The organism is Streptomyces sp. NPDC041108 (genome assembly GCF_055592645.1).
The window spans coordinates 1013640-1033712 of the sequence record NZ_JBVIYK010000001.1; the positions used below are offsets into that span (position 1 = coordinate 1013640).

Sequence of the window (20073 nt, forward strand, 5' to 3'; positions counted from 1 at the left end):
ACTAGCTTCGCCCGCCATGGGGGGCTTGGGGCAGTCGAGACGGATGAGTCGGACGAGTCGGACGATGGCGACGGGCCTGGCCGCGGCGGCACTGGCCGCCGCCCTGGCGGTGCCCGCGCAGGCGCACGGTGACGGCAGGCCACCGCACTGGGAACCGAAGCAGACCGGCACCGACGCGCGCTTTCGCGGTCTGGCCGCCGTCAGCCGGAACACCGCGTGGCTGGCGGGTTCCGCGGGGACGGTGCTGCGTACCGGCGACGGGGGCAGGACCTGGCGCGACGTCTCACCGCCCGGCGCACGGGAGCTGCAGTTCCGGGACATCGAGGCGTTCGACGCGCGCAGGGCGGTCGTGCTGGCCATCGGGGAGGGCGAGGCCTCCCGCGTGTACCGCACGGACGACGGCGGCGCGACATGGACCGAGTCGTTCCGGAACACCGATCCGCGCGCCTTCTACGACTGCCTCACCTTCTTCGACACCCGTCACGGACTCGCCATGAGCGACCCGGTCGACGGGAAGTTCCGCATCCTGTCCACGAAGGACGGGGGCCGCTCCTGGGCGGTCCTGCCGAACGAGGGCATGCCCCCGGCCCTGGAGGGCGAGGCGGGCTTCGCCGCGAGCGGGCAGTGCCTGGTCGCCTCCGGCCCGCGGGACGTCTGGATGGCGACCGGCGGGGCCGCACGCGCGCGGGTGCTGCACTCCGCCGACCGCGGACTGACCTGGACGGCGGCCGACACCACCGTCCCGGCCGGCGACCCGGCCCGGGGCGTCTTCGCCCTCGCCTTCCGCGACCGGGCGCACGGCATCGCCGTGGGAGGCGACTACCGCGCCGACCAGCCGTCCCCACGGGCCGCCGCCACCACCGGGGACGCCGGCCGCACCTGGAAGCCCGCCGCGCAGCCGCCGCCCGCCTACCGCTCCGGGGTCGCCTGGCTCCCGCACAGCCGTACGGCCGCCCTCGCCGTCGGCCCCACCGGCACCGACGTCACCACCGACGGCGGCCGCACCTGGCGCACGGTCGACACCGGCTCGTACGACACCGTCGACTGCACACCGGACCGGGGCTGCTGGGCGGCGGGGGAGAAGGGGCGCGTGGCCCGGCTGGAGAACTGATCGCCACGGGGTTGGTCCGGCGGTGCGGGGTACCCGTGGCGTGTTCCAACCACGAAGGGAGTGATCTGCATGCCACGCGGTTCGAGCCCCAAGAGGGAACGCCAGTACGAGCACATCAAGGAGAGCGCCGAGGACCGGGGCGAGAGCGAGTCGCGCGCCAAGGAGATCGCCGCCCGGACGGTCAACAAGGAACGCGCCCGGTCCGGCGAGTCCAGGACCGCGAGCCGCACCTCCACGCAGGACATGTCGTCGGGCGAGCGTGGGGGCCGGCGCTCGCACCGGGGAGCCGGGGGCCCCACCCGCGACCAGCTCTACGAAGAGGCCAAGAAGCGCGGCATCAAGGGCCGTTCGGACATGAACAAGAGCCAGCTCGAGCGCGCCCTCGGCGACAAGTAGCCCCGAACCGCCCCGCCGTGCCCGGGATGCGTACGCTCGTCAGCACCATGACGACCGTACGCATCCCGGCGGGCTGGCCCGCCACCGCAGAGCAGGCCCTGGCCGTGCAGGACGAGTTGCGGGGCCGGGTGGTCCTCGACGAGACCGGGCCGCCGCCCGGCACCGGGCACGTCACCGGTGTCGACGTGGCCTACGACGACGAGCGGGACGTGGTCGCGGCGGCGGCCGTGGTGCTCGACGCGGCGACGCTGGCCGTGGTCGCGCAGGCCACGGCGACCGGGCGGGTCTCCTTCCCGTACGTCCCCGGACTGCTCGCGTTCCGTGAGATCCCGACCGTGCTGGCCGCGCTCGACGCGCTGCCGTGCGATCCCGGTCTCGTCGTCTGCGACGGCTACGGCCGCGCCCACCCGCGCCGCTTCGGCCTCGCCGCCCACCTGGGCGTCCTGACCGGCCTGCCCACGATCGGCGTCGCGAAGAACCCCTTCACCTTCACCCACGACGAACCGGGCACCCCGCGCGGCAGCGCCGCCCCGCTCCTCGCGGGCACCGAGGAGGTGGGCCGCGCCCTGCGCACCCGCGACGGCGTCAAGCCGGTCTTCGTCTCCGTCGGCCACCGGGTGGGCCTCGACAACGCCTGCGCCCACACGCTCGCCCTCACCCCGGCCTACCGTCTCCCGGAGACCACGCGCCGCGCCGACTCCCTCTGCCGCCGTGCCCTGCGGGAGACGGCCGGCTGAACCGCGGTACCGGGCCGCGAGCGGGCGCCGGAGCATTCCTCGTGCGTACGTACGGACCTGATACCTGAGTACGAACTGAGTACGTGTACGGATGCCGGCGCACCGTCATGATCGGCAGGCTGTGCCCTATGACGACGCACCGAGCCCCGAAGCCCGCCGCCAGCCCCACCCAGTCCGTCGAGCGTGTCGTGACGACCGGGCTGCTGCTCGCCCTGATCGCGGGGCTGGCCTGGATCGCCGGGATGGTCTACACCCTGACGGGATGGGCCCAGTAGGTCCCTGCCGGGCCTGCCGGGAGGGACGGTGCCGCTACCGGGAGGCCGCCACCCGGAACGTGATGCCCGCCGCGCGCAGCCGCTCGATCAGGCTGTCGCCCATCGCGACGGCCGTGGTGACCTGCCCCGCCGTGGCCGGCAGGTCGTCGAGGGCCAGGCACAGCGCGGACTCGGCGAACATCTTCGCCGTCTCGCCGTAGCCGGGATCGCCGCCCGCGACCTCCGTGAAGACCCGGCGCCCGCCGCCCTCGCCCACGAACCGCACCGAGAACCAGCTCTTCGCCCGCTTCTCCGCGCTCGGCCCCTCGCCCGGCTTGAGCCGGTCGCCCAGCCAGCGCCGCACCGGCGGCACCTGGGCCGCGGCGACGACCGCGCCGACGAACGCGACCCCGCCCACCGCGTAGGGCAGCGTCTTCACGGCCGCGTAGTGGCGGTAGCGGAAGTCCGGCCCGTAGCACCGCAGGGCGCGCGCCGAGCGCTGCACCACCTGCGCGTCGATGGTCGGCAGCGGCAGCGCCCACGCCCCGACCTCCTTGGCGAACCGGGGCGCGCTCACCGGCGCGTACGCCCGCCGCCCCACCGTGCGCGGCTCGTGCCGTTTGCGGTCCTGCGCGGCCGCCATCGCCTGCCGGGCGCGCGAGAACCCGGTGAGGGCCGAGTTGAACGTGCCGCCCGAGAACATCCCCTCGGCGCGCACGAAGCCGTCCACGGTGATCGGCACATCCTCGGGGAGCTGACGCACGGTGAAGTACGCGCCCAGGTCGTGCGGTATCGAGTCGAAACCGGCCGCGTGCACGATCCGGGCGCCGGTCTCCCGCGCGCGTGCGTCGTGCCGGACGAAGGTCAGGTCGACGAACTCGGGCTCACCGGTGAGGTCCAGATAGTCGGTGCCCTCGTCGGCGCAGGCGGCCACCAGCTCCTCGCCGTGCGTGATGTACGGGCCGACGGTCGTGGCCACCACCCGTGCCTGCCGGGCGAGTTCGCGCACGGCCCGCGGATCGGACCCGTCCGCCTGGAGCACGCCGATCTCCGCGCCACCGGGCAGCCGCTCGCGCAGCGCCGCGAGCTTCTCCGCGTTGCGCCCGGCGATCGCCCAGCGCAGCCCCCCGGGCGCGTGCGCGGCGAGATACTCCGCGGTGAGTTCCCCGACGAACCCCGTCGCCCCGTAGAGCACGATGTCGTACGCCCGATCCGCCCTGCTGTGCCCGCTCATCGCACCTCTCAGCACTCGCCCACGCGCCGTTGTCGGTGGCTGAGGCTAGCGTGAGTGACGAGCAGCGAAGCGCGCGGGATCCGGAGGTGGCCGTGACCGTACCCAGGAACGCCCTGAAAAAGTGGGAGAAGGTGCGCGAGTTCGCCCTCGGGATGCCCGGTGCGGTCGAGGAGTTCCCGTGGGGCGAGAGTGTCGCGAAGGTCCACAAGAAGGTGTTCGTGTTCCTCGGCACGGACGACGGCAGCCATCCGCTGGGCGTCACCGTCAAGCTCAGGGACGAGGAGACGCATGCCCACGCCCTGGCCTGCCCCGGCGCCGAGCCCGCGGGATACGGCCTGGGCAAGGCGGGGTGGGTGCGCGTCCCGCTGGAGGAGGAGGGCGCCCCGGTCGCGGAGCTGCTGTGCGACTGGGTGGAGGAGAGCTACCGGGTGATCGCCCCGAAGAGGCTGACGGCCGAGCTGGAGGCCCGCGCCGCCCCCGGCGCCGGGAGCCCGGAGCGCGCGGGCTGACACCCCGCCGGGACTCCGGGCACAATGACTAAGCGTTTGCTCACTCGGGGCTTGTGCGGAGTGGACCCCGTTCCTAACATCACTGGTGTTACATCATCTGTGTCACAGAGCATGGGGGCTCGATGACAGTGGCGAAGACGCCCGGGCACGGCCCGCTCGCCGGTGTGCGCGTGGTGGAACTCGCGGGCATCGGACCGGGACCCTTCGCCGCCATGCTCCTCGCCGACCTCGGCGCCGACGTCGTCCGCGTCGACCGGCCGGGCGGCACGGGTCTCGCCGTGAACCCCCTCTACGACGTGACCAACCGCAACAAGCGGTCGGTGATCGTCGACCTGAAGTCCCCGGAGGGCCCGGACCTCGTCCTCGACCTGGCCGACCGCGCCGACATCCTGATCGAGGGCTACCGCCCGGGCGTCGCCGAGCGCCTCGGCGTCGGCCCCGCGACCTGCCACGCCCGCAATCCGGCGCTCGTCTACGGCCGGATGACCGGCTGGGGCCAGCAGGGCCCGCTCGCGCAGCGCGCCGGCCACGACATCGCCTACATCGCGCTGACCGGCGCCCTCGGCATGATCGGCACCCCGGACGCCCCGCCGCCCGCCCCCGCCAACCTCCTCGGCGACTACGCGGGCGGCTCCCTGTACCTCGTCGTCGGCGTCCTCGCCGCCCTCCACCACGCCCGCGCGACCGGCACCGGCCAGGTCGTGGACGCGGCCATCGTCGACGGCACCGCGCACCTCTCCGCGATGCTCCACGGCATGCTCGCCGCCGGCCGCTGGCAGGACCGCCGCGCCGCCAACCTCCTCGACGGCGGCTGCCCCTTCTACGGCACCTACGAGACCGCCGACGGCCGGTACATGGCCGTCGGCGCCCTGGAGCAGCAGTTCTACGACGAGTTCGTGGGCCGCCTCGGCATCGCGGACCGGGCCCCGGCCCGCAAGGACCTGGCCGCCTGGGACGAGCTGCGCGCGACGGTCGCGGCCCGCTTCGCCACCCGTACGAGGGACGAGTGGACGGCCGTCTTCGAGGGCTCCGACGCCTGTGTGGCCCCCGTCCTCTCCCTGGGCGAGGCCCCGCACCACACGCATCTCGCGGCCCGGGGCACCTTCACCGACTTCGGCGGCATCACCCAGCCCGCCCCCGCGCCCCGCTTCTCCGCCACGCACACCTCGGTCCGCAGCGGCCCCGCCCAGCCGGGTGCCGACACGGCGGACGTGGCCCACGACTGGGGCATACCGGGCCTGGCGCGAGACGCCTCCGCCGAGGCCGGCCCGTCGCCGGACGCGTCCGGCACCGGCGCCTCCCCGTCGGACGCGTCCGTAAAGGACACCGCCTGACCCCGGCCCCCGGGCCGCACCCTCCCGCACTGGAAAGGCCAGACTCGTGAGCACCGAAGCGTACGTGTACGACGCGATCCGCACCCCGCGCGGCCGCGGCAAGGCCAACGGCTCCCTGCACGGCACCAAGCCCATCGACCTCGTCGTCGGCCTGATCCACGAGGTCCGGCGTCGCTTCCCCGGCCTCGACCCGGCCGCGGTCGACGACATCGTGCTCGGCGTCGTGGGCCCGGTGGGCGACCAGGGCTCCGACATCGCCCGGACCGCCGCGATCGCCGCCGGACTGCCGGACACGGTCGCCGGCGTACAGGAGAACCGCTTCTGCGCCTCGGGTCTGGAGGCCGTCAACCTGGCCGCCGCCAAGGTGCGTTCGGGCTGGGAGGACCTGGTGCTCGCGGGTGGCGTCGAGTCGATGTCCCGGGTGCCGATGGCCTCCGACGGCGGAGCCTGGTTCAACGACCCGATGACCAACCTGGCCGTCAACTTCGTGCCGCAGGGCATCGGCGCCGACCTCATCGCCACGATCGAGGGCTTCTCCCGGCGCGACGTCGACGAGTACGCGGCACTGTCCCAGGAACGTGCGGCCGCCGCCTGGAAGGACGGCCGCTTCGACCGCTCCGTCGTCCCGGTCACCGACCGCTCCGGTCTCGTGGTCCTCGACCACGACGAGTACATGCGTCCCGGCACGACCGCCGACTCCCTCGCCCGGCTGAAGCCGTCCTTCGCGGACATCGGCGACCTGGGCGGCTTCGACGCGGTCGCGCTGCAGGAGTACCACTGGGTCGAGGAGATCGACCACGTCCACCACGCGGGCAACTCCTCCGGCATCGTCGACGGCGCCTCCCTCGTCGCCATCGGCACCCGGGAGATCGGCGAGCGGTACGGGCTGCGACCGCGCGCCCGGATCGTCTCCGCCGCCGTCTCCGGTTCCGAGCCCACCATCATGCTCACCGGCCCCGCACCCGCGACCCGCAAGGCCCTCGCCAAGGCCGGGCTGACCATCGACGACATCGACCTCGTCGAGATCAACGAGGCGTTCGCGGCCGTCGTCCTGCGCTTCGTGCGGGACATGGGCCTCTCGCTCGACAAGGTCAACGTCAACGGCGGCTCGATCGCGCTCGGCCACCCGCTCGGCGCGACCGGCGCGATGATCCTCGGCACCCTCGTCGACGAACTGGAGCGGCAGGACAAGCGGTACGGGCTGGCCACGCTCTGCGTGGGCGGCGGTATGGGCATCGCGACGATCGTGGAACGCGTCTGAAACCCCGGCGGAACCAAGAGACTTCTACGGAGACCCCCGCTATGACCGAGAGCACCACCATCCGCTGGGAACAGGACCGCACGGGCCTCGTCACCCTCGTCATCGACGACCCGAACCAGTCCGCGAACACCATGAACCAGGCGTTCCGCGACTCCCTCGCGGTGATCACCGACCGCCTGGAGGCCGAGAAGGACAGCATTCGCGGCGTCATCATCACCTCCGCCAAGAAGACCTTCTTCGCCGGCGGCGACCTGCGCGACCTCATCCGGGTCACCCCCGACACCGCGCGGCAGCTGTTCGACGGCGGCCTGGAGATCAAGCGCAACCTGCGCCGCATCGAGACCCTCGGCAAGCCCGTCGTCGCGGCGATCAACGGCGCGGCCCTGGGCGGCGGCTACGAACTGGCCCTCGCCTGCCACCACCGCATCGCCCTCGACGTCCCCGGCTCGAAGATCGGCTGCCCCGAGGTCACCCTCGGCCTGCTGCCCGGCGGCGGCGGTGTCGTGCGCACCGTCCGCCTGCTGGGCATCGCCGACGCCCTGCTGAAGGTGCTGCTGCAGGGCACCCAGTACAGCCCGCGACGTGCCCTGGAGAACGGCCTGATCCACGAAGTGGCCACCACCCAGGACGAGCTGCTGGACAAGGCCCGCGCCTTCGTCGACGCCCACCCCGAGTCGCAGCAGCCCTGGGACCGGCCCGGCTACCGCATCCCCGGCGGCACCCCCTCCCACCCGAAGTTCGCGGCGAACCTGCCCGCCTTCCCCGCCACCCTGCGCAAGCAGACAGGCGGCGCGCCCTACCCGGCGCCGCGCAGCATCCTCGCCGCCGCCGTCGAGGGCGCCCAGGTCGACTTCGAGACCGCCCAGGTCATCGAGGCGCGCTACTTCGTGGAGCTGGCGGCGGGCCAGACGTCCAAGAACATGATCCAGGCCTTCTTCTTCGACCTCCAGGCCGTCAACTCCGGGGCGAACCGCCCCCAGGGCATCGAGCCCCGCCAGGTCCGCAGGGCCGCCGTCCTCGGCGCCGGGATGATGGGGGCCGGCATCGCCTACTCGTGCGCCCGCGCGGGCATCGACGTCGTCCTGAAGGACGTGACGCCCGAAGCGGCCGCGAAGGGCAAGGAGTACTCGGAGAAGCTCTGTGCCAGAGCGGTCGCCAAGGGCCGCACCACGCAGGACGAGGCGGACGCCCTCCTCGCCCGCATCACCCCCACCGCCGACCCGGCCGCCCTCGCGGGCTGTGACGCGGTCATCGAGGCCGTGTTCGAGAACACCGAGCTGAAGCACAAGGTCTTCCAGGAGATCGAGGGGGTCGTGGCACCGGACGCCCTGCTCTGCTCCAACACCTCCACCCTCCCCATCACCGAGCTGGCCGAGGGCGTCGTCCGCCGGTCCGACTTCATCGGCCTGCACTTCTTCTCGCCCGTCGACAAGATGCCGCTCGTCGAGATCATCAAGGGCGAGCGGACGGGCGACGAGGCGCTGGCCCGCGCCTTCGACCTCGTCCGCCAGATCAGGAAGACCCCGATCGTCGTCAACGACTCGCGCGGCTTCTTCACCTCCCGGGTCATCGGGCACTTCATCAACGAGGGCGTCGCGATGGTGGGGGAGGGCATCGAGCCCGCGTCCGTCGAGCAGGCGGCGGCCCAGGCGGGCTACCCCGCCAAGGTCCTGTCCCTCGTGGACGAGCTGACCCTCACCCTGCCCCGCAAGATCCGCGCCGAGTCCCGGCGGGCCGTGGAGGAGGCGGGCGGCACATGGGTGGAGCACCCGGCGGACGCGGTCGTCGACCGGATGGTCGACGAGTTCGCCCGCCCGGGCCGCAGCGGTGGCGCCGGGTTCTACGACTACGGCCCCGACGGCCGCCGCGGCAAGCTCTGGCCCGGACTGCGCGAGCACTTCACCAGGCCCGGGTACCGGATCCCGTTCGAGGACATGCAGGAACGCATGCTCTTCGCGGAGGCCCTGGACACGGTCCGCCTCCTCGAAGAGGGCGTCCTGACCTCCGTCGCCGACGCCAACATCGGCTCCCTCCTCGGCATCGGCTTCCCCGGCTGGACCGGCGGCGTCCTGCAGTACATCAACGGCTACGAGGGCGGCCCCGCCGGCTTCGTGGCCCGGGCCCAGGAACTCGCCGACCGCTACGGCCCCCGCTTCACCCCACCGCGGCTGCTCCTGGAGAAGGCGGCGAGGGGGGAACGCTTCACCGACAGGTGAGCCGACCGGCCCTGAAGGACCACCGGCGTCGGGCCTGAGAAGCAGTGGGCGCAGCCCCTGCTTCTCAGGCGCGCGGGACTTGCGCGAACGACCCCCACCGGGCGGACGGCCGGGGGTCGAAGGGGCGCAGCCCCTGGGGGACGGGACGGGTAGGGGCGGCGGGGGCGAGGAGAAGGCCCCTCAAGACTCCACCACCCACCCCCGCATCTCCTCCGTCAACGACCGCTGAAACGTCGTCAACAACGCCTGCACCACCAGCGGCTGCATCCGCGCCGACAACGCCCGCGCTGCCTGCGCGTCCCGCTCCGCCACCGCCTCCCGGAACAGCCGCGACAACGCGTACGCGGCAGCCCGCGAGTGCTCGATCAGCACACTCCGCGCGGCCAGGATCGACTCCTCGGACAGGGGCACGTCGAGCAGCTCCACCCCGAGCCGCAGCAGCCCGGTGTCCACCCGCAGACCGTCCCCGTCCCGCTCGGCCACGCCCATCGCGAGCAGCCGCTCCACGTCCGCGTCACCCAGGGCCCGCCCGGCCCGCCGGTCCAGCTCCTCCCGCGTGACCGTCTCCACCGCGTCCGGCGCCCACGACGCCACCACCGCACGCTGCAGCGCGAGGTCGCGCGGGGTGAGGTCCGGCGGCAGCTGCCCCAGATACCGTTCGATGGCCGCGAGGGTCATGCCCTGCCGCTGCAGTTCCTCGATCAGCGCGAGCCGCGCGAGGTGGTCCCGGCCGTAGTGACCGACCCGGCGGGGCCCGATCACCGGCGGCGGCAACAGCCCCCGGGTGCCGTAGAAACGGACCGTACGCACCGTGACCCCCGCTCGCGCGGCCAGCTCGTCCACGGTGAGAACGATCTCTGCGGCGCTCTCGACGGAGCCGCCGCCGGCGCTCTCTCCGGTGTCGGTGGTCATGCACAGCAGTATCGCCGTCCCACCGGCGCCGTGACACCTCGGACGGCCGATTGTCGGTCCCGCCCCGTACGGTGGCGTCATGCCGGGGATCACCTACGTCCGGGGGGACGCCACCACGCCGCTGGGGAAGGGCGTCAAGATCATCGCCCATGTCGCCAACGACATGGGCGGCTGGGGCAAGGGCTTCGTCCTCGCCCTCTCGCGCCGCTGGCCGGAGCCGGAGGCCGCCTACCGCGCCTGGCACCGCGCCCGGGCGGACAACGACTTCGGACTCGGCGCCGCCCAGTTCGTCCGGGTCGGCCCGTACACCTGGGTGGCGAACCTGGTGGGCCAGCACGGCACCCGCACCGGCAGCAAGGGCGTACCCGTCCGCTACGAGGCCGTCGACACGGCCCTCGCCCTGCTCGCCGACAAGGCCCTGGAGCTGGAGGCATCGGTCCACATGCCCCGGATCGGCTGCGGACTCGCGGGCGGCAGGTGGTCGCGGGTGGAACCGCTGATCGCCGACCGCCTGGTGCGGCGCGGGATACCGGTGACGGTGTACGACCACGGGGACTGAACCCGGACCGGGGGTGGTACCGCCGGGATGCGAGCGGGTAGGGCACCGGTATGCATCTGTTCCCCATGGACATCGGCCCGCTGAACCCCCTCGTCGCGGAACTCGTCGTCACGGCGGGGCTGTTCGCGCTCGTGTTCCTCTTCTTCGTCCGTCTCGTGCCCCGCGTCGAGCGCGTCCTGGACGAACGGGAGGCGGCGACCAAGGGCACCGAGGCGGAGGCGGAAGCCCTGCGTGAGGAGATCCAGGTCAAGCGGGCGGAGGTGGCACAGGTCCTGGCCGAGGCGCGTCACGAGGCCACCCGCATTCGCCGGCGTGCCCACGAGGAGGGCGCCGCCCTGATCGCCGGGGCCCGTGCCGACGCCCGAGCCGAGTGCGCCGCCCTGCTCGCCGAGGGCCATGCCCGCCTCACCGAGGACCGTGCCACGGCCGAGGCCGAACTGCGTGTCCATGCCCGGGCACTGGCCTCCGACCTCGCCGGCAGGATCGTCGGCGAACCGGTCGGGGAGAGGGTCCAGCCGCGCCCCTGAGGATCATGGACCCCTCGTGGTGGCTCCTTTCGGCCAGAGCGTGGCCGAAGTCCCGCGAGCACCAAAAGTGCCTCTGTTGCACGGGAGTTGACCGCAGTACCGTCCGCGCATGCCGATACCTGTGCGACGTGCACGCTTCACGACCTGGAGATCGCTCGCGACGGCGGCCACGGCCGCCGCTCTCACGGCCTCGTTCCTCACCCCGGCGGTCGCCGGCACTCCGGCCCCCCGGAAGAGCGAACCGGTCTACTCCTACGACAACGCCATCCGCGAGGCCGTCTGGGTGGACACCGGGCTCGACGGTGACCGGGACGGGAGGAAGGACCGTGTCGCCGTCGACATCGTCCGTCCGAGAGAACCCGCCCAGCGGGGCCGCAAAATCCCCGTGATCATGGACGCCAGCCCGTACTACGCCTGCTGCGGACGCGGCAACGAGAGCCAGCTCAAGACCTACGACGCGGCCGGGAACATCGTCCAGACGCCGCTGTTCTACGACAACTACTTCGTGCCCCGCGGCTATGCGTTCGTCGCCGTCGACCTCGCCGGCACCAACCGCTCCGACGGCTGTGTGGACGTCGGCGGCCGCTCCGACATCCGGTCCGCCAAGGCGGTCGTCGACTGGCTCAACGGCCGCGGCAGGGCGTACACCACCCGCACGGGCACCACGAAGGCCAAGGCCGGCTGGACCAACGGCCGTACCGGCATGATCGGCAAGAGCTACGACGGCACGATAGCCAACGGCGTGGCCGCCACCGGCGTCGAAGGTCTGGAGACCATCGTCCCGATCGGCGCGATCTCCTCCTGGTACGACTACTACTTCGCCGAGGGCGCCCCGCTCTACAACTCCGGACCCGACTGGCTCGCCGACTACGTGGAGAGCCCCGAGGCCCGCGCCAAGTGCGGAGCCGTCCAGCGGAAACTGGTCGAGGGCGCCCCGCGCACCGGCGACTGGACCCCGCTGTGGACCGAGCGGAACTACGTCAAGGACGTCCGGAAGATCGACGCCAGCGTCTTCGTCGTCCACGGACAGCAGGACCTGAACGTCCGCCCCAAGCACTTCGGCCAGTGGTGGGACGCCCTCGCCGAGCGGGGCGTCGAGCGCAAGATCTGGCTCTCGCAGACCGGACACGTCGACCCGTTCGACTTCCGCCGCGCGCAGTGGGTCGACACCCTGCACCGCTGGTTCGACCACGAACTCCTCGGCTACGACAACGGCATCGACGACGAACCCATGGCCGACGTCGAACGCCACCCGAACCGGTGGGAGACGTCCACGGTCTGGCCGCCCCGCGCGGCGAAGACCACGACCCTCCGCCCGGGCAAGGGCAGTGCACCGGGCGTCGGCACCCTCGGCCTGCGCAAGGGCTCCGGCACCGAGACCTTCACCGACGACCCGACGCTGAACGAGACCGACTGGGCCGCGCACGTCGACCGGTCCACCCCCGGCAAGGCGGGCTTCGTCACCGCTCCGCTCACCAAGGACCTGCGGCTGTCCGGCTCCGGCGAGGTCACCGTCACCGCGACGCCCACCACCTCCGCCGCCCACCTCTCGGCGGTCCTCGTCGACCTCGGCCCGGACACCATCCGCGACTACGGCGCGGCGGGCGAGGGCATCACCACCCTCACCGAGCGCACCTGCTGGGGACCGAGCACCACCGGCGACAGCTCCTGCTTCCGGGAGACCCGGGCGAAGACCGCCGCCGTCGAGTACACGATCTTCAGCCGCGGCTGGGCCGACCTCGGCCACCACGCGTCCGGCACCGGAGCCCCGCTCACGCCCGGCAAGCCGTACACGATCACCCTCGACCTGCACGCGAGCGACCATGTCGTCCCGGCGGGCCACCGCCTCGCACTGATCGTCGCGGGCACCGACGAGGACCTCATCGACCCGCCCGCCGGCACACCGGCCCTGACCATCGACCTCAGGAAGACCTCCGCGAAGGTCCCACTGGTCGGCGGTGCCAAAGCCTTCGAGCGGGCCACCACCGGCGCCACGGCCGCCCCCGGGGCCACCGTCCTCGACGGCGTCCGCGACCCGGGCCGGGCCGCCCGTGTCCCGGGCGGCACGGAATGAGGGCCCGGATCGCGGTACTGATCGCCACGGCGCTCGCCGCACCCCTGCTGTCGGCACCCGCCTACGCGGCGGACACCGTCCCGCCGCGCACCGCGTTCGAGGAGTCGGGCGGCGCCCGCTGGACCGGCCTGCCCGAGGAACAGGAGTTCCTGGCCGCCGTGGACCGGACGAGCGACCGTGTGTCGGTCACCCGGATCGGCACGACCGGGCAGGGCCGCCCGCTCCAGCTCGTCCGCGTCGGCGCCCGCGCCGCCTCGCGCACGGTCCTGCTCATCTGCAGCCAGCACGGCGACGAGCCCTCGGGCCGCGAAGCCTGCCTCAGCACCGTCCGTGACCTCGCCCACACCAGGGACGCGCGTACCCGGCGGCTGCTGAGATCCACCACCGTCCTCGTCGTGCCCACGGCCAACCCCGACGGCCGGGCCGCCGACACCCGGGGCAACGCCGACGGCGTCGACATCAACCGCGACCATCTCGCCCTGCGCACGGCCGAGGGCCGGGCGCTCGCCGCCGTCCTGCGCGACCGCGCACCCGACATCGTCTACGACCTGCACGAATACGGCGCCACACCCCGGTACTACGACAAGGACCTCTTCGACCTCTGGCCCCGCAACCTCAACACCGACGCGGCCGTCCACGCCGAGGCCCGCACCCTGTCCCTGGACCACGTCCGCCCGGCCGCACGGACCGCCGGTCACTCGACCGGCACCTACGGCATCTGGACCGACCCGGTCACCGGCGACCCGATCCGCCAGGTCGCCGGCGACGGCCAGGAACGCATCCTGCGGAACATGTCCGGAATCAAGCACTCGGTCGGACTGCTGATCGAGAGCCGCGTGGATCCGCCGACGGGCGGCACCGAGGGACCGGCCGACAACCTCCGCCGGGTGAACTCGCAGCTCGCCGCGTTGAAGGGTCTGTTCTCCTTCGCCGGTGAACGCGGCCGACACGTCGACCGGGTCACCGGCGCGGCCCGGCTCGCCGGCCTCCGCGACACCGGCCCGGTCTACCTCGGCGGAGCCGACAACGACCCGGCCGAACCCGCCGAGGTGATCCAGGACCCACCCTGCGGCTATCGGCTCACCGCACAGCAGTACGAGGACGTCGCCGATGAGCTGGCCCTGCACGGCGTCCGCGCACGCCCCGGTGGCGACGGCGCGCTCGTACCGCTGCGCCAGCGGCAGCGCGCGCTCGTGCCGCTGCTGCTCGACGAGCGGGCGCCGTACCGACTGACGGAGGGAGAGCCCGACACGACCTGTTGAACAAGTAAGGGTCGAGGTCACATGTGATAGGCGTTCCTGGGCAGGAGAGGTTCAGTTCCAGCCACTCTTGAAAGGTTCCACCTGTGACGCACGACCACCACACCACCCACCACGGGGGAGGCGCGCTTCCGGGCTCGGAAGCGGGCCTCCCCGGCGGCGGGCGGCCCGGGACGGACCGCGTCGTGTTCGGCGTGACGGCGGCACTCACCCTGGCCTTCGTCCTCTGGGGCGCCATCTGGACCGACTCGCTCGAAACCGTCTCCGGCAAGATGCTGAGCGGGCTGATCCACAACGGTGGCTGGGCCTTCATGCTGGCCGCCTCCTGTTTCGTGATCTTCGCCCTGTGGCTCGCGGTCAGCCGCTACGGCCGTATCCACCTGGGGGTCGAGGGCGAGAAGCCCGAGTTCCGCACGGTCTCCTGGGTCGCCATGATGTTCAGCGCCGGCATGGGCATCGGTCTGATGTTCTACGGCGTGAGCGAGCCCCTCGCCCACTACACCTCGCCCCCGCCGGGCACGAACCCCGAGGGCTCCGGCGAGCGCATGGAAACGGCGATGGCGACCACCCTCTTCCACTGGACGCTGCATCCCTGGGCGATCTACGCGGTGGTCGGCCTGGCCATCGCCTACAGCACCTTCCGCAAGCGGCGCCGCCAGACCATCAGTGCCGTCTTCACCCCGCTGATCGGCGAGAAGCACGCGAACGGCACGTTCGGCCGCGTCATCGACATCCTCGCGATCGTGGCCACGATCTTCGGCTCGGCGGCCTCCCTCGGCCTCGGCGCCCTCCAGATCGGCTCCGGCTTCAAGGAGCTGGACTGGATGGACAAGGTGAGCACCGGCCTGCTCGTCGGCATCATCGCGGTCCTCACCCTGGCGTTCGTCGCCTCCGCCGTGTCCGGGGTGGAGAAAGGCATCCAGTGGCTGTCCAACACGAACATGGTGCTGGCCCTGCTGCTGGCGGTCTTCGTCTTCGTCGCCGGCCCGACCATCCTGGTCCTCGACCTGCTGCCCACCTCGGCCTTCGCCTACCTGGGCGACCTCGCCCAGATGGCGGGCCGCACCGAGGCGTCCGGCGGCGAGGGCGTGGCCGACTGGCTCGGCAGCTGGACCGTCTTCTACTGGGCGTGGTGGATCTCCTGGACGCCCTTCGTCGGCATGTTCATCGCCCGGATCAGCCGCGGTCGTACCATCCGCCAGTTCATCGGCGGCGTCATCCTGGTCCCCAGCACGGTCAGTCTCGTCTGGTTCGCCGTCTTCGGCGGTACGGCGATGAAGCTCCAGGAGCAGGGGCGGCTCGGTGAGGAGGCCACTCCGGAGGGCCAGCTCTTCGCGGTCCTCCACGAGTTCCCCGCCGCCACGGTCTCCAGCCTGCTCGTGATGATTCTCGTCGGTATCTTCTTCGTCTCCGGCGCCGACGCCGCCTCGATCGTCATGGGCACGCTCTCCCAGCGCGGAGCGCTCGAACCCGGCCGCTTCGTCGTCGTCTTCTGGGGTGCCCTCACCGGCGCCGTCGCCGCGATCATGCTTCTCGTCGGCAGCGGCCAGGGCGACGCCCTCACGGGCCTGCAGAACCTGACGATCCTCGCCGCGGCCCCGTTCGTCCTCGTCATGATCGGCATGTGCGTCGCGCTCATGCGCGACCTGCGCCGGGACTCGGTGATCGTCCGCGAGGAGATGGCCTCCGAGGCGGTCGAACTGGCGGTCATCGAGGGCCACAAGCGGTACGACGGAGAGTTCGAGATCAGGGTCGGCCCGGGTCAGGGAACGGAGATCGAGGGCGACCCGATCGGCCACCGCCCGGAGTGAAAGGGGCGGGGCGCGGGCGGACGCGAACGGATCGCGGCCGCCCGCGCGGCGTTCCCGCGCCCAGGCCGGTCACCCGGAGGCGAGGCGTGCCGCCTCCCGCGCGCACCCCCACGCCACCGTGACCCCCGCCCCGCCGTGACCGTAGTTGTGCACCAGCACCCGCCCGCCCGGCAGGACCTCGCGCTCCAGACGCACGCCCGGGCGGGCGGGCCGCAGCCCCACCCTGTGCTCGATGATCCGCGCCCCCGCGATCTCGGGCCGGACCGCCGCACACCGCCGCACGATCTCCTCCGCGACCACCGGGTCCGGAGTCAGGGACCAGGCGTCCTCCTCCGCCGTGCCGCCCAGGATCAGACGGCCCGGCTGCGGGATGAAGTACGTGCTCTTCGACCCGGAGTGATCGGCCGACGTGAGCCAGGTGGTGACGCCGGGGTTCTCCACGACCACCAACTGCCCCCGCACCGGCCGTACGGAGGGATCCGGCACCAGCTCCCGCGCGCCCAGCCCCGTGCAGTTGACGACGACCGGAGCGTCGACCGCCGCGAGATCCGGGACCGTACGCGACTCCACCACGCCGCCCGCCGCGACGAACCGTTCACGCAGCCACCGCAGATGGACCGGCATGTCGACCAGCGGCAGCCGCGCCCACAGCCCGACGCCCGGGTACTCGTCGGCCGTCGCCGCCCGCAGCCCGGACACCCGGGAGGCCCACGCACCCAGTCCGTCCAGTCCGGTCCCGCCGTGTACGCCCTCGACCATGCGTACGCCCGTCTCGCCGGACCGGGCCGCCAGCTCCTCGTACACGGCCAGGGTGACGAGCGCCCACTCGCCCACGAGCACCTCCGGCTCGATCCGGTAGGGCCACCACAGTCCGCCCGCGACGGCGGACGTCGTCAGCTCCGCGGGCTCCCGTGTCCAGATCCGAACCCGCCCGCCGCCCTCCGCCAGCACGACGGCCGTCGTGAGACCGACGACTCCGCCGCCGACCACGATCACATCGCTGTTCGATTCATGGGTCACGCGGGGACGTTAACGGAATATGGTCCGCCGTGCTCACAAGTCTCCCTTTGTGGGGATACTCACACCATGTCTGCCGAGTACGCGACCTTCGGCCTGGCACCGGCGATGCGAGCCGGTGGCGTCCTCGCCAACGGTGACTACCAAGCGCACCGGGACTTCGTGGACTTCATCGTCGACGGGCGCCCGCTGCTGTTCCAGCTCTCCGACCTCGACGCCGTCTCCCCCCTCGCCTCCGACGTCCCGCCCTCGATCTTCACCGCCCAGGTGCACAGCCTGCTCCTGGAGGCCGAAGCACCGCTGACGGACGGCCGTTACGTCATCTACGGCTGCCCCGAATGCGCCGACCTCGCCTGCGGCGCCGTCACCGCGGTCATAGAGCGGGCCGGCGAGGACTTCGTCTGGCGGGACTTCGCCTGGCAGACGGGGGAGGAGGCCGACCTCGAACGGAACGGCTACACGGGCATCGGCCCCTTCCTGTTCCACGGCCCCGAGTACCGCGGCGCGCTGCGGTCCCTGCTGTCGGAGTCCGCCGCCGAGCCCTCGGCCCGCCGCCGGGTCCTCCTCATCGGTGCCCGGGTCGCCGTCCTCGCCAAACTCGCCGCCGCGCTGCGGGCCATCGGCATCGGCACCGACCTGGCGCAGGACGCCACCGGCGTGCCCGACGAGGAACTGCGCGCCTACGGGGCCGTGGTCTTCGGCCGGGCCGTCCGTGAGGCGGACCGCGCCGCCGTACGGCTGGCCTTCGACCGCGCGGGGGTCAGGGTCGCCTACGTCGACGGGCTGGCCCCGATCATTCCGCTGCTCGTCGCCCAGATCGAACACGCCCTCGACCGCAGCCCCGAGCAACAGCGCCGTCTGACCCGTCTCGTCGCCGCCGGAGGGCAGGCCGGCATCGAGATCACCTCCACCTGCCGGGTGGAGCTCATCGCCTACCGTCTGGACCGGCTGTACCGCCCGCACACCTACCGCTTCTTCGACGGGATCCTCCCGGCCGGCCGGCACCGCATCGGCCTGGACCCCAAGGCCGTGAAGGGAGAATCGTTCATCGTGGCCCGCACCGCGGGAACGGTCCTGGTGGAACCCATGGCACGATGAGGGCCGCCGGGCGGCGGCCCCGCCCCCGGCGCGGCTGGGAGGTCCCGCCCCCCTGTCGTTAGGATCGCCCCCTGTGACCGCCACCCTCGTCGTCAAGAACCTCGCCGCCGGCCACGGCGACCGCTCGCTCTTCTCCGGGCTCGACCTCGTCGTCGCCCCCGGCGATGTGATCGGGCTGGTCGGTGCCAATGGCGCCGGCAAGTCCACGCTGCTCAGGCTGCTCGCCGGGCTGCTCCCGCCGGAGGAGGGCGAGCTGCGGCTGTCCCCGCCCTCGGCGACCGTCGGCCACCTGCCGCAGGAGCCGGAGCGCCGGGAGGGCGAGAGCGTACGGGAGTTCCTCGCCCGGCGCACCGGTGTCGCCGAGGCCCAGCGCGTGATGGACGAGGCCACCCAGGCCCTGGTGGACGGCGCGCCCGGCGCCGACGACGCGTACTCGGTGAGCCTGGAGCGCTGGCTCGACCTGGGCGGCGCGGACCTGGACGAGCGGGCGGAGGAGGTCACCGCCTCCCTCGGCCTCGGCGTCGGCCTGGACCAGCCGATGACCGGCCTCTCCGGCGGTCAGGCCGCCCGCGCCGGACTCGCCTCGCTCCTGCTCTCCCGCTACGACGTCTTCCTCCTCGACGAGCCCACCAACGACCTCGACCTGGACGGCCTGGAACGGCTCGAACGCTTCGTGTCCGGTCTGCGCGCGGGCACCGTCGTCGTCAGCCACGACCGCGAGTTCCTCACCCGCACCGTCACCAAGGTTCTCGAACTCGACCTGGCCCAGAACCGGATCAACCTCTACGGCGGCGGATACGAGGCCTATCTGGAGGAGCGGGAGACGGCCCGCCGGCACGCCCGCGACGACTACGACGAGTACGCCGACAAGAGGGCCGCCCTCCAGGACCGCGCCCAGATGCAGCGCTCCTGGATGGACAAGGGCGTCAAGAACGCCCGGCGCAAGGCGAACAACGACAACGACAAGATCGGCCGCAAGTTCCGCAGCGAGGCGAGCGAGAAGCAGGCCGCGAAGGCCCGGCAGACCCAGCGCATGATCGAACGGCTGGACGTCGTCGAGGAGCCGCGCAAGGAGTGGGACCTGCGCATGGAGATCGCGGCGGCCCCGCGGTCCGGTGCCGTGGTCGCCACGATGCGCGACGCGGAGGTACGGCGCGGCGACTTCGCCTTCGGGCCGGTGTCGCTGCAGATCGACTGGGCCGACCGCATCGCCATCACGGGCGCGAACGGCGCCGGCAAGTCGACGCTGCTGGGCGCGCTGCTCGGCCGCGTCCCGCTGGACTCGGGGCAGGCCACCCTCGGCTCGGGCGTCCTGGTGGGCGAGGTCGACCAGGCGCGAGGGCTGTTCCACGGCCCCGAGTCCCTGCTCGACGCCTTCTGCGCGGCCGTCCCCGACACCGAACCCGCCGAGGTCCGCACCCTCCTCGCCAAGTTCGGCCTCAAGGCGGCCCACGTCCTGCGCCCGGCGGTGACCCTCTCCCCGGGCGAACGCACCCGCGCGGCGCTCGCGCTGCTCCAGGGCCGGGGCGTCAACCTCCTGATCCTCGACGAGCCCACCAACCACCTGGACCTGCCCGCGATCGAGCAACTGGAGTCCGCCCTGGACTCCTACGAGGGCACGCTGCTCCTGGTGACCCACGACCGCCGGATGCTGGACGCGGTCAGGGTGACCCGCCGACTGACCGTGGAGGCGGGCAAGGTGACGGAGAGCTGAAGCCCCACCGGAGGGGCACCGCCCCTTGGGCACGGACGGGCAGTGGCGGC

At 72.7% G+C, this 20073-nt stretch carries 18 protein-coding genes; 15 read left to right on the plus strand and 3 right to left on the minus strand.

Annotated features, from left to right (window positions below; translation table 11 throughout):
• Positions 1 to 64 precede the first annotated feature (64 nt).
• From ACZ6BB_RS04280 to mmpA, 4 genes are all read left to right on the plus strand, one after another.
• Positions 65 to 1111: a WD40/YVTN/BNR-like repeat-containing protein gene (locus ACZ6BB_RS04280; RefSeq protein ID WP_471613780.1), complete on the plus strand. Its 1047-nt coding sequence runs from the start codon at positions 65 to 67 to the stop codon at positions 1109 to 1111.
• A gap of 69 nt (positions 1112 to 1180) precedes the next feature.
• Positions 1181 to 1507 carry a plasmid stabilization protein gene (locus ACZ6BB_RS04285; protein ID WP_471613781.1) on the plus strand — a complete coding sequence of 109 codons (327 nt, stop codon included), beginning with the start codon at positions 1181 to 1183 and terminating at the stop codon, positions 1505 to 1507.
• A 47-nt stretch (positions 1508 to 1554) separates the two neighbouring features.
• Positions 1555 to 2244: an endonuclease V gene (locus tag ACZ6BB_RS04290; RefSeq protein ID WP_471613782.1), complete on the plus strand. Its 690-nt coding sequence runs from the start codon at positions 1555 to 1557 to the stop codon at positions 2242 to 2244.
• Positions 2245 to 2372: 128 nt separating this feature from the next.
• Positions 2373 to 2519 carry a morphogenic membrane protein MmpA gene (mmpA, locus tag ACZ6BB_RS04295; RefSeq protein ID WP_471613783.1) on the plus strand — a complete coding sequence of 49 codons (147 nt, stop codon included), beginning with the start codon at positions 2373 to 2375 and terminating at the stop codon, positions 2517 to 2519.
• Positions 2520 to 2553: 34 nt separating this feature from the next.
• Here mmpA and ACZ6BB_RS04300 read toward each other — a convergent pair whose 3' ends face one another.
• Entirely contained in the window at positions 2554 to 3732 is a 1179-nt protein-coding gene (locus ACZ6BB_RS04300) for a saccharopine dehydrogenase family protein (RefSeq protein ID WP_471613784.1), read from the minus strand.
• A gap of 92 nt (positions 3733 to 3824) precedes the next feature.
• Here ACZ6BB_RS04300 and ACZ6BB_RS04305 point away from each other — a divergent pair, with 92 nt between their 5' ends.
• From ACZ6BB_RS04305 to ACZ6BB_RS04320, 4 genes are all read left to right on the plus strand, one after another.
• The gene (locus ACZ6BB_RS04305; protein ID WP_471613785.1) at positions 3825 to 4241 is read left to right on the plus strand and encodes an MmcQ/YjbR family DNA-binding protein; all 417 of its coding nucleotides are present in this window, start codon (positions 3825 to 3827) and stop codon (positions 4239 to 4241) included.
• A gap of 122 nt (positions 4242 to 4363) precedes the next feature.
• Positions 4364 to 5575 carry a CaiB/BaiF CoA transferase family protein gene (locus ACZ6BB_RS04310; protein WP_471613786.1) on the plus strand — a complete coding sequence of 404 codons (1212 nt, stop codon included), beginning with the start codon at positions 4364 to 4366 and terminating at the stop codon, positions 5573 to 5575.
• Positions 5576 to 5621: 46 nt separating this feature from the next.
• Positions 5622 to 6836, plus strand: a complete 1215-nt coding sequence (locus ACZ6BB_RS04315; RefSeq protein ID WP_471613787.1) for an acetyl-CoA C-acetyltransferase — start codon at positions 5622 to 5624, stop codon at positions 6834 to 6836.
• A 41-nt stretch (positions 6837 to 6877) separates the two neighbouring features.
• A complete protein-coding gene (locus ACZ6BB_RS04320; RefSeq protein WP_471613788.1) occupies positions 6878 to 9052 on the plus strand; it encodes a 3-hydroxyacyl-CoA dehydrogenase NAD-binding domain-containing protein in 2175 nt (724 codons plus the stop codon).
• Between the two features lie 180 nt (positions 9053 to 9232).
• Here the strand turns inward: ACZ6BB_RS04320 and ACZ6BB_RS04325 are convergent, their stop codons facing one another.
• A complete protein-coding gene (locus ACZ6BB_RS04325; RefSeq protein WP_471613789.1) occupies positions 9233 to 9964 on the minus strand; it encodes a MerR family transcriptional regulator in 732 nt (243 codons plus the stop codon).
• 79 nt (positions 9965 to 10043) lie between these two features.
• Here ACZ6BB_RS04325 and ACZ6BB_RS04330 point away from each other — a divergent pair, with 79 nt between their 5' ends.
• From ACZ6BB_RS04330 to ACZ6BB_RS04350, 5 genes are all read left to right on the plus strand, one after another.
• The gene (locus ACZ6BB_RS04330) at positions 10044 to 10523 is read left to right on the plus strand and encodes a macro domain-containing protein (RefSeq protein ID WP_471613790.1); all 480 of its coding nucleotides are present in this window, start codon (positions 10044 to 10046) and stop codon (positions 10521 to 10523) included.
• Positions 10524 to 10573: 50 nt separating this feature from the next.
• Positions 10574 to 11050: a F0F1 ATP synthase subunit B family protein gene (locus ACZ6BB_RS04335; RefSeq protein WP_471613791.1), complete on the plus strand. Its 477-nt coding sequence runs from the start codon at positions 10574 to 10576 to the stop codon at positions 11048 to 11050.
• Between the two features lie 109 nt (positions 11051 to 11159).
• The gene (locus tag ACZ6BB_RS04340) at positions 11160 to 13124 is read left to right on the plus strand and encodes a Xaa-Pro dipeptidyl-peptidase (RefSeq protein ID WP_471613792.1); all 1965 of its coding nucleotides are present in this window, start codon (positions 11160 to 11162) and stop codon (positions 13122 to 13124) included.
• Positions 13121 to 14386 carry a M14 family metallopeptidase gene (locus tag ACZ6BB_RS04345; protein WP_471613793.1) on the plus strand — a complete coding sequence of 422 codons (1266 nt, stop codon included), beginning with the start codon at positions 13121 to 13123 and terminating at the stop codon, positions 14384 to 14386. The genes ACZ6BB_RS04340 and ACZ6BB_RS04345 overlap by 4 nt, the downstream gene beginning before the upstream one ends.
• A gap of 83 nt (positions 14387 to 14469) precedes the next feature.
• Positions 14470 to 16194 carry a BCCT family transporter gene (locus ACZ6BB_RS04350; protein ID WP_471613794.1) on the plus strand — a complete coding sequence of 575 codons (1725 nt, stop codon included), beginning with the start codon at positions 14470 to 14472 and terminating at the stop codon, positions 16192 to 16194.
• A gap of 69 nt (positions 16195 to 16263) precedes the next feature.
• Here ACZ6BB_RS04350 and ACZ6BB_RS04355 read toward each other — a convergent pair whose 3' ends face one another.
• On the minus strand, positions 16264 to 17214 hold the full coding sequence (locus tag ACZ6BB_RS04355; RefSeq protein WP_471613795.1) for an FAD-dependent oxidoreductase: 951 nt from the start codon (positions 17212 to 17214) through the stop codon (positions 16264 to 16266).
• Between the two features lie 66 nt (positions 17215 to 17280).
• Between ACZ6BB_RS04355 and ACZ6BB_RS04360 the strand changes: the two genes are divergently transcribed.
• Entirely contained in the window at positions 17281 to 18309 is a 1029-nt protein-coding gene (locus ACZ6BB_RS04360) for an oxidoreductase (RefSeq protein ID WP_471613796.1), read from the plus strand.
• Between the two features lie 73 nt (positions 18310 to 18382).
• The gene (locus ACZ6BB_RS04365; RefSeq protein WP_471613797.1) at positions 18383 to 20023 is read left to right on the plus strand and encodes an ABC-F family ATP-binding cassette domain-containing protein; all 1641 of its coding nucleotides are present in this window, start codon (positions 18383 to 18385) and stop codon (positions 20021 to 20023) included.
• Positions 20024 to 20073 lie beyond the last annotated feature (50 nt).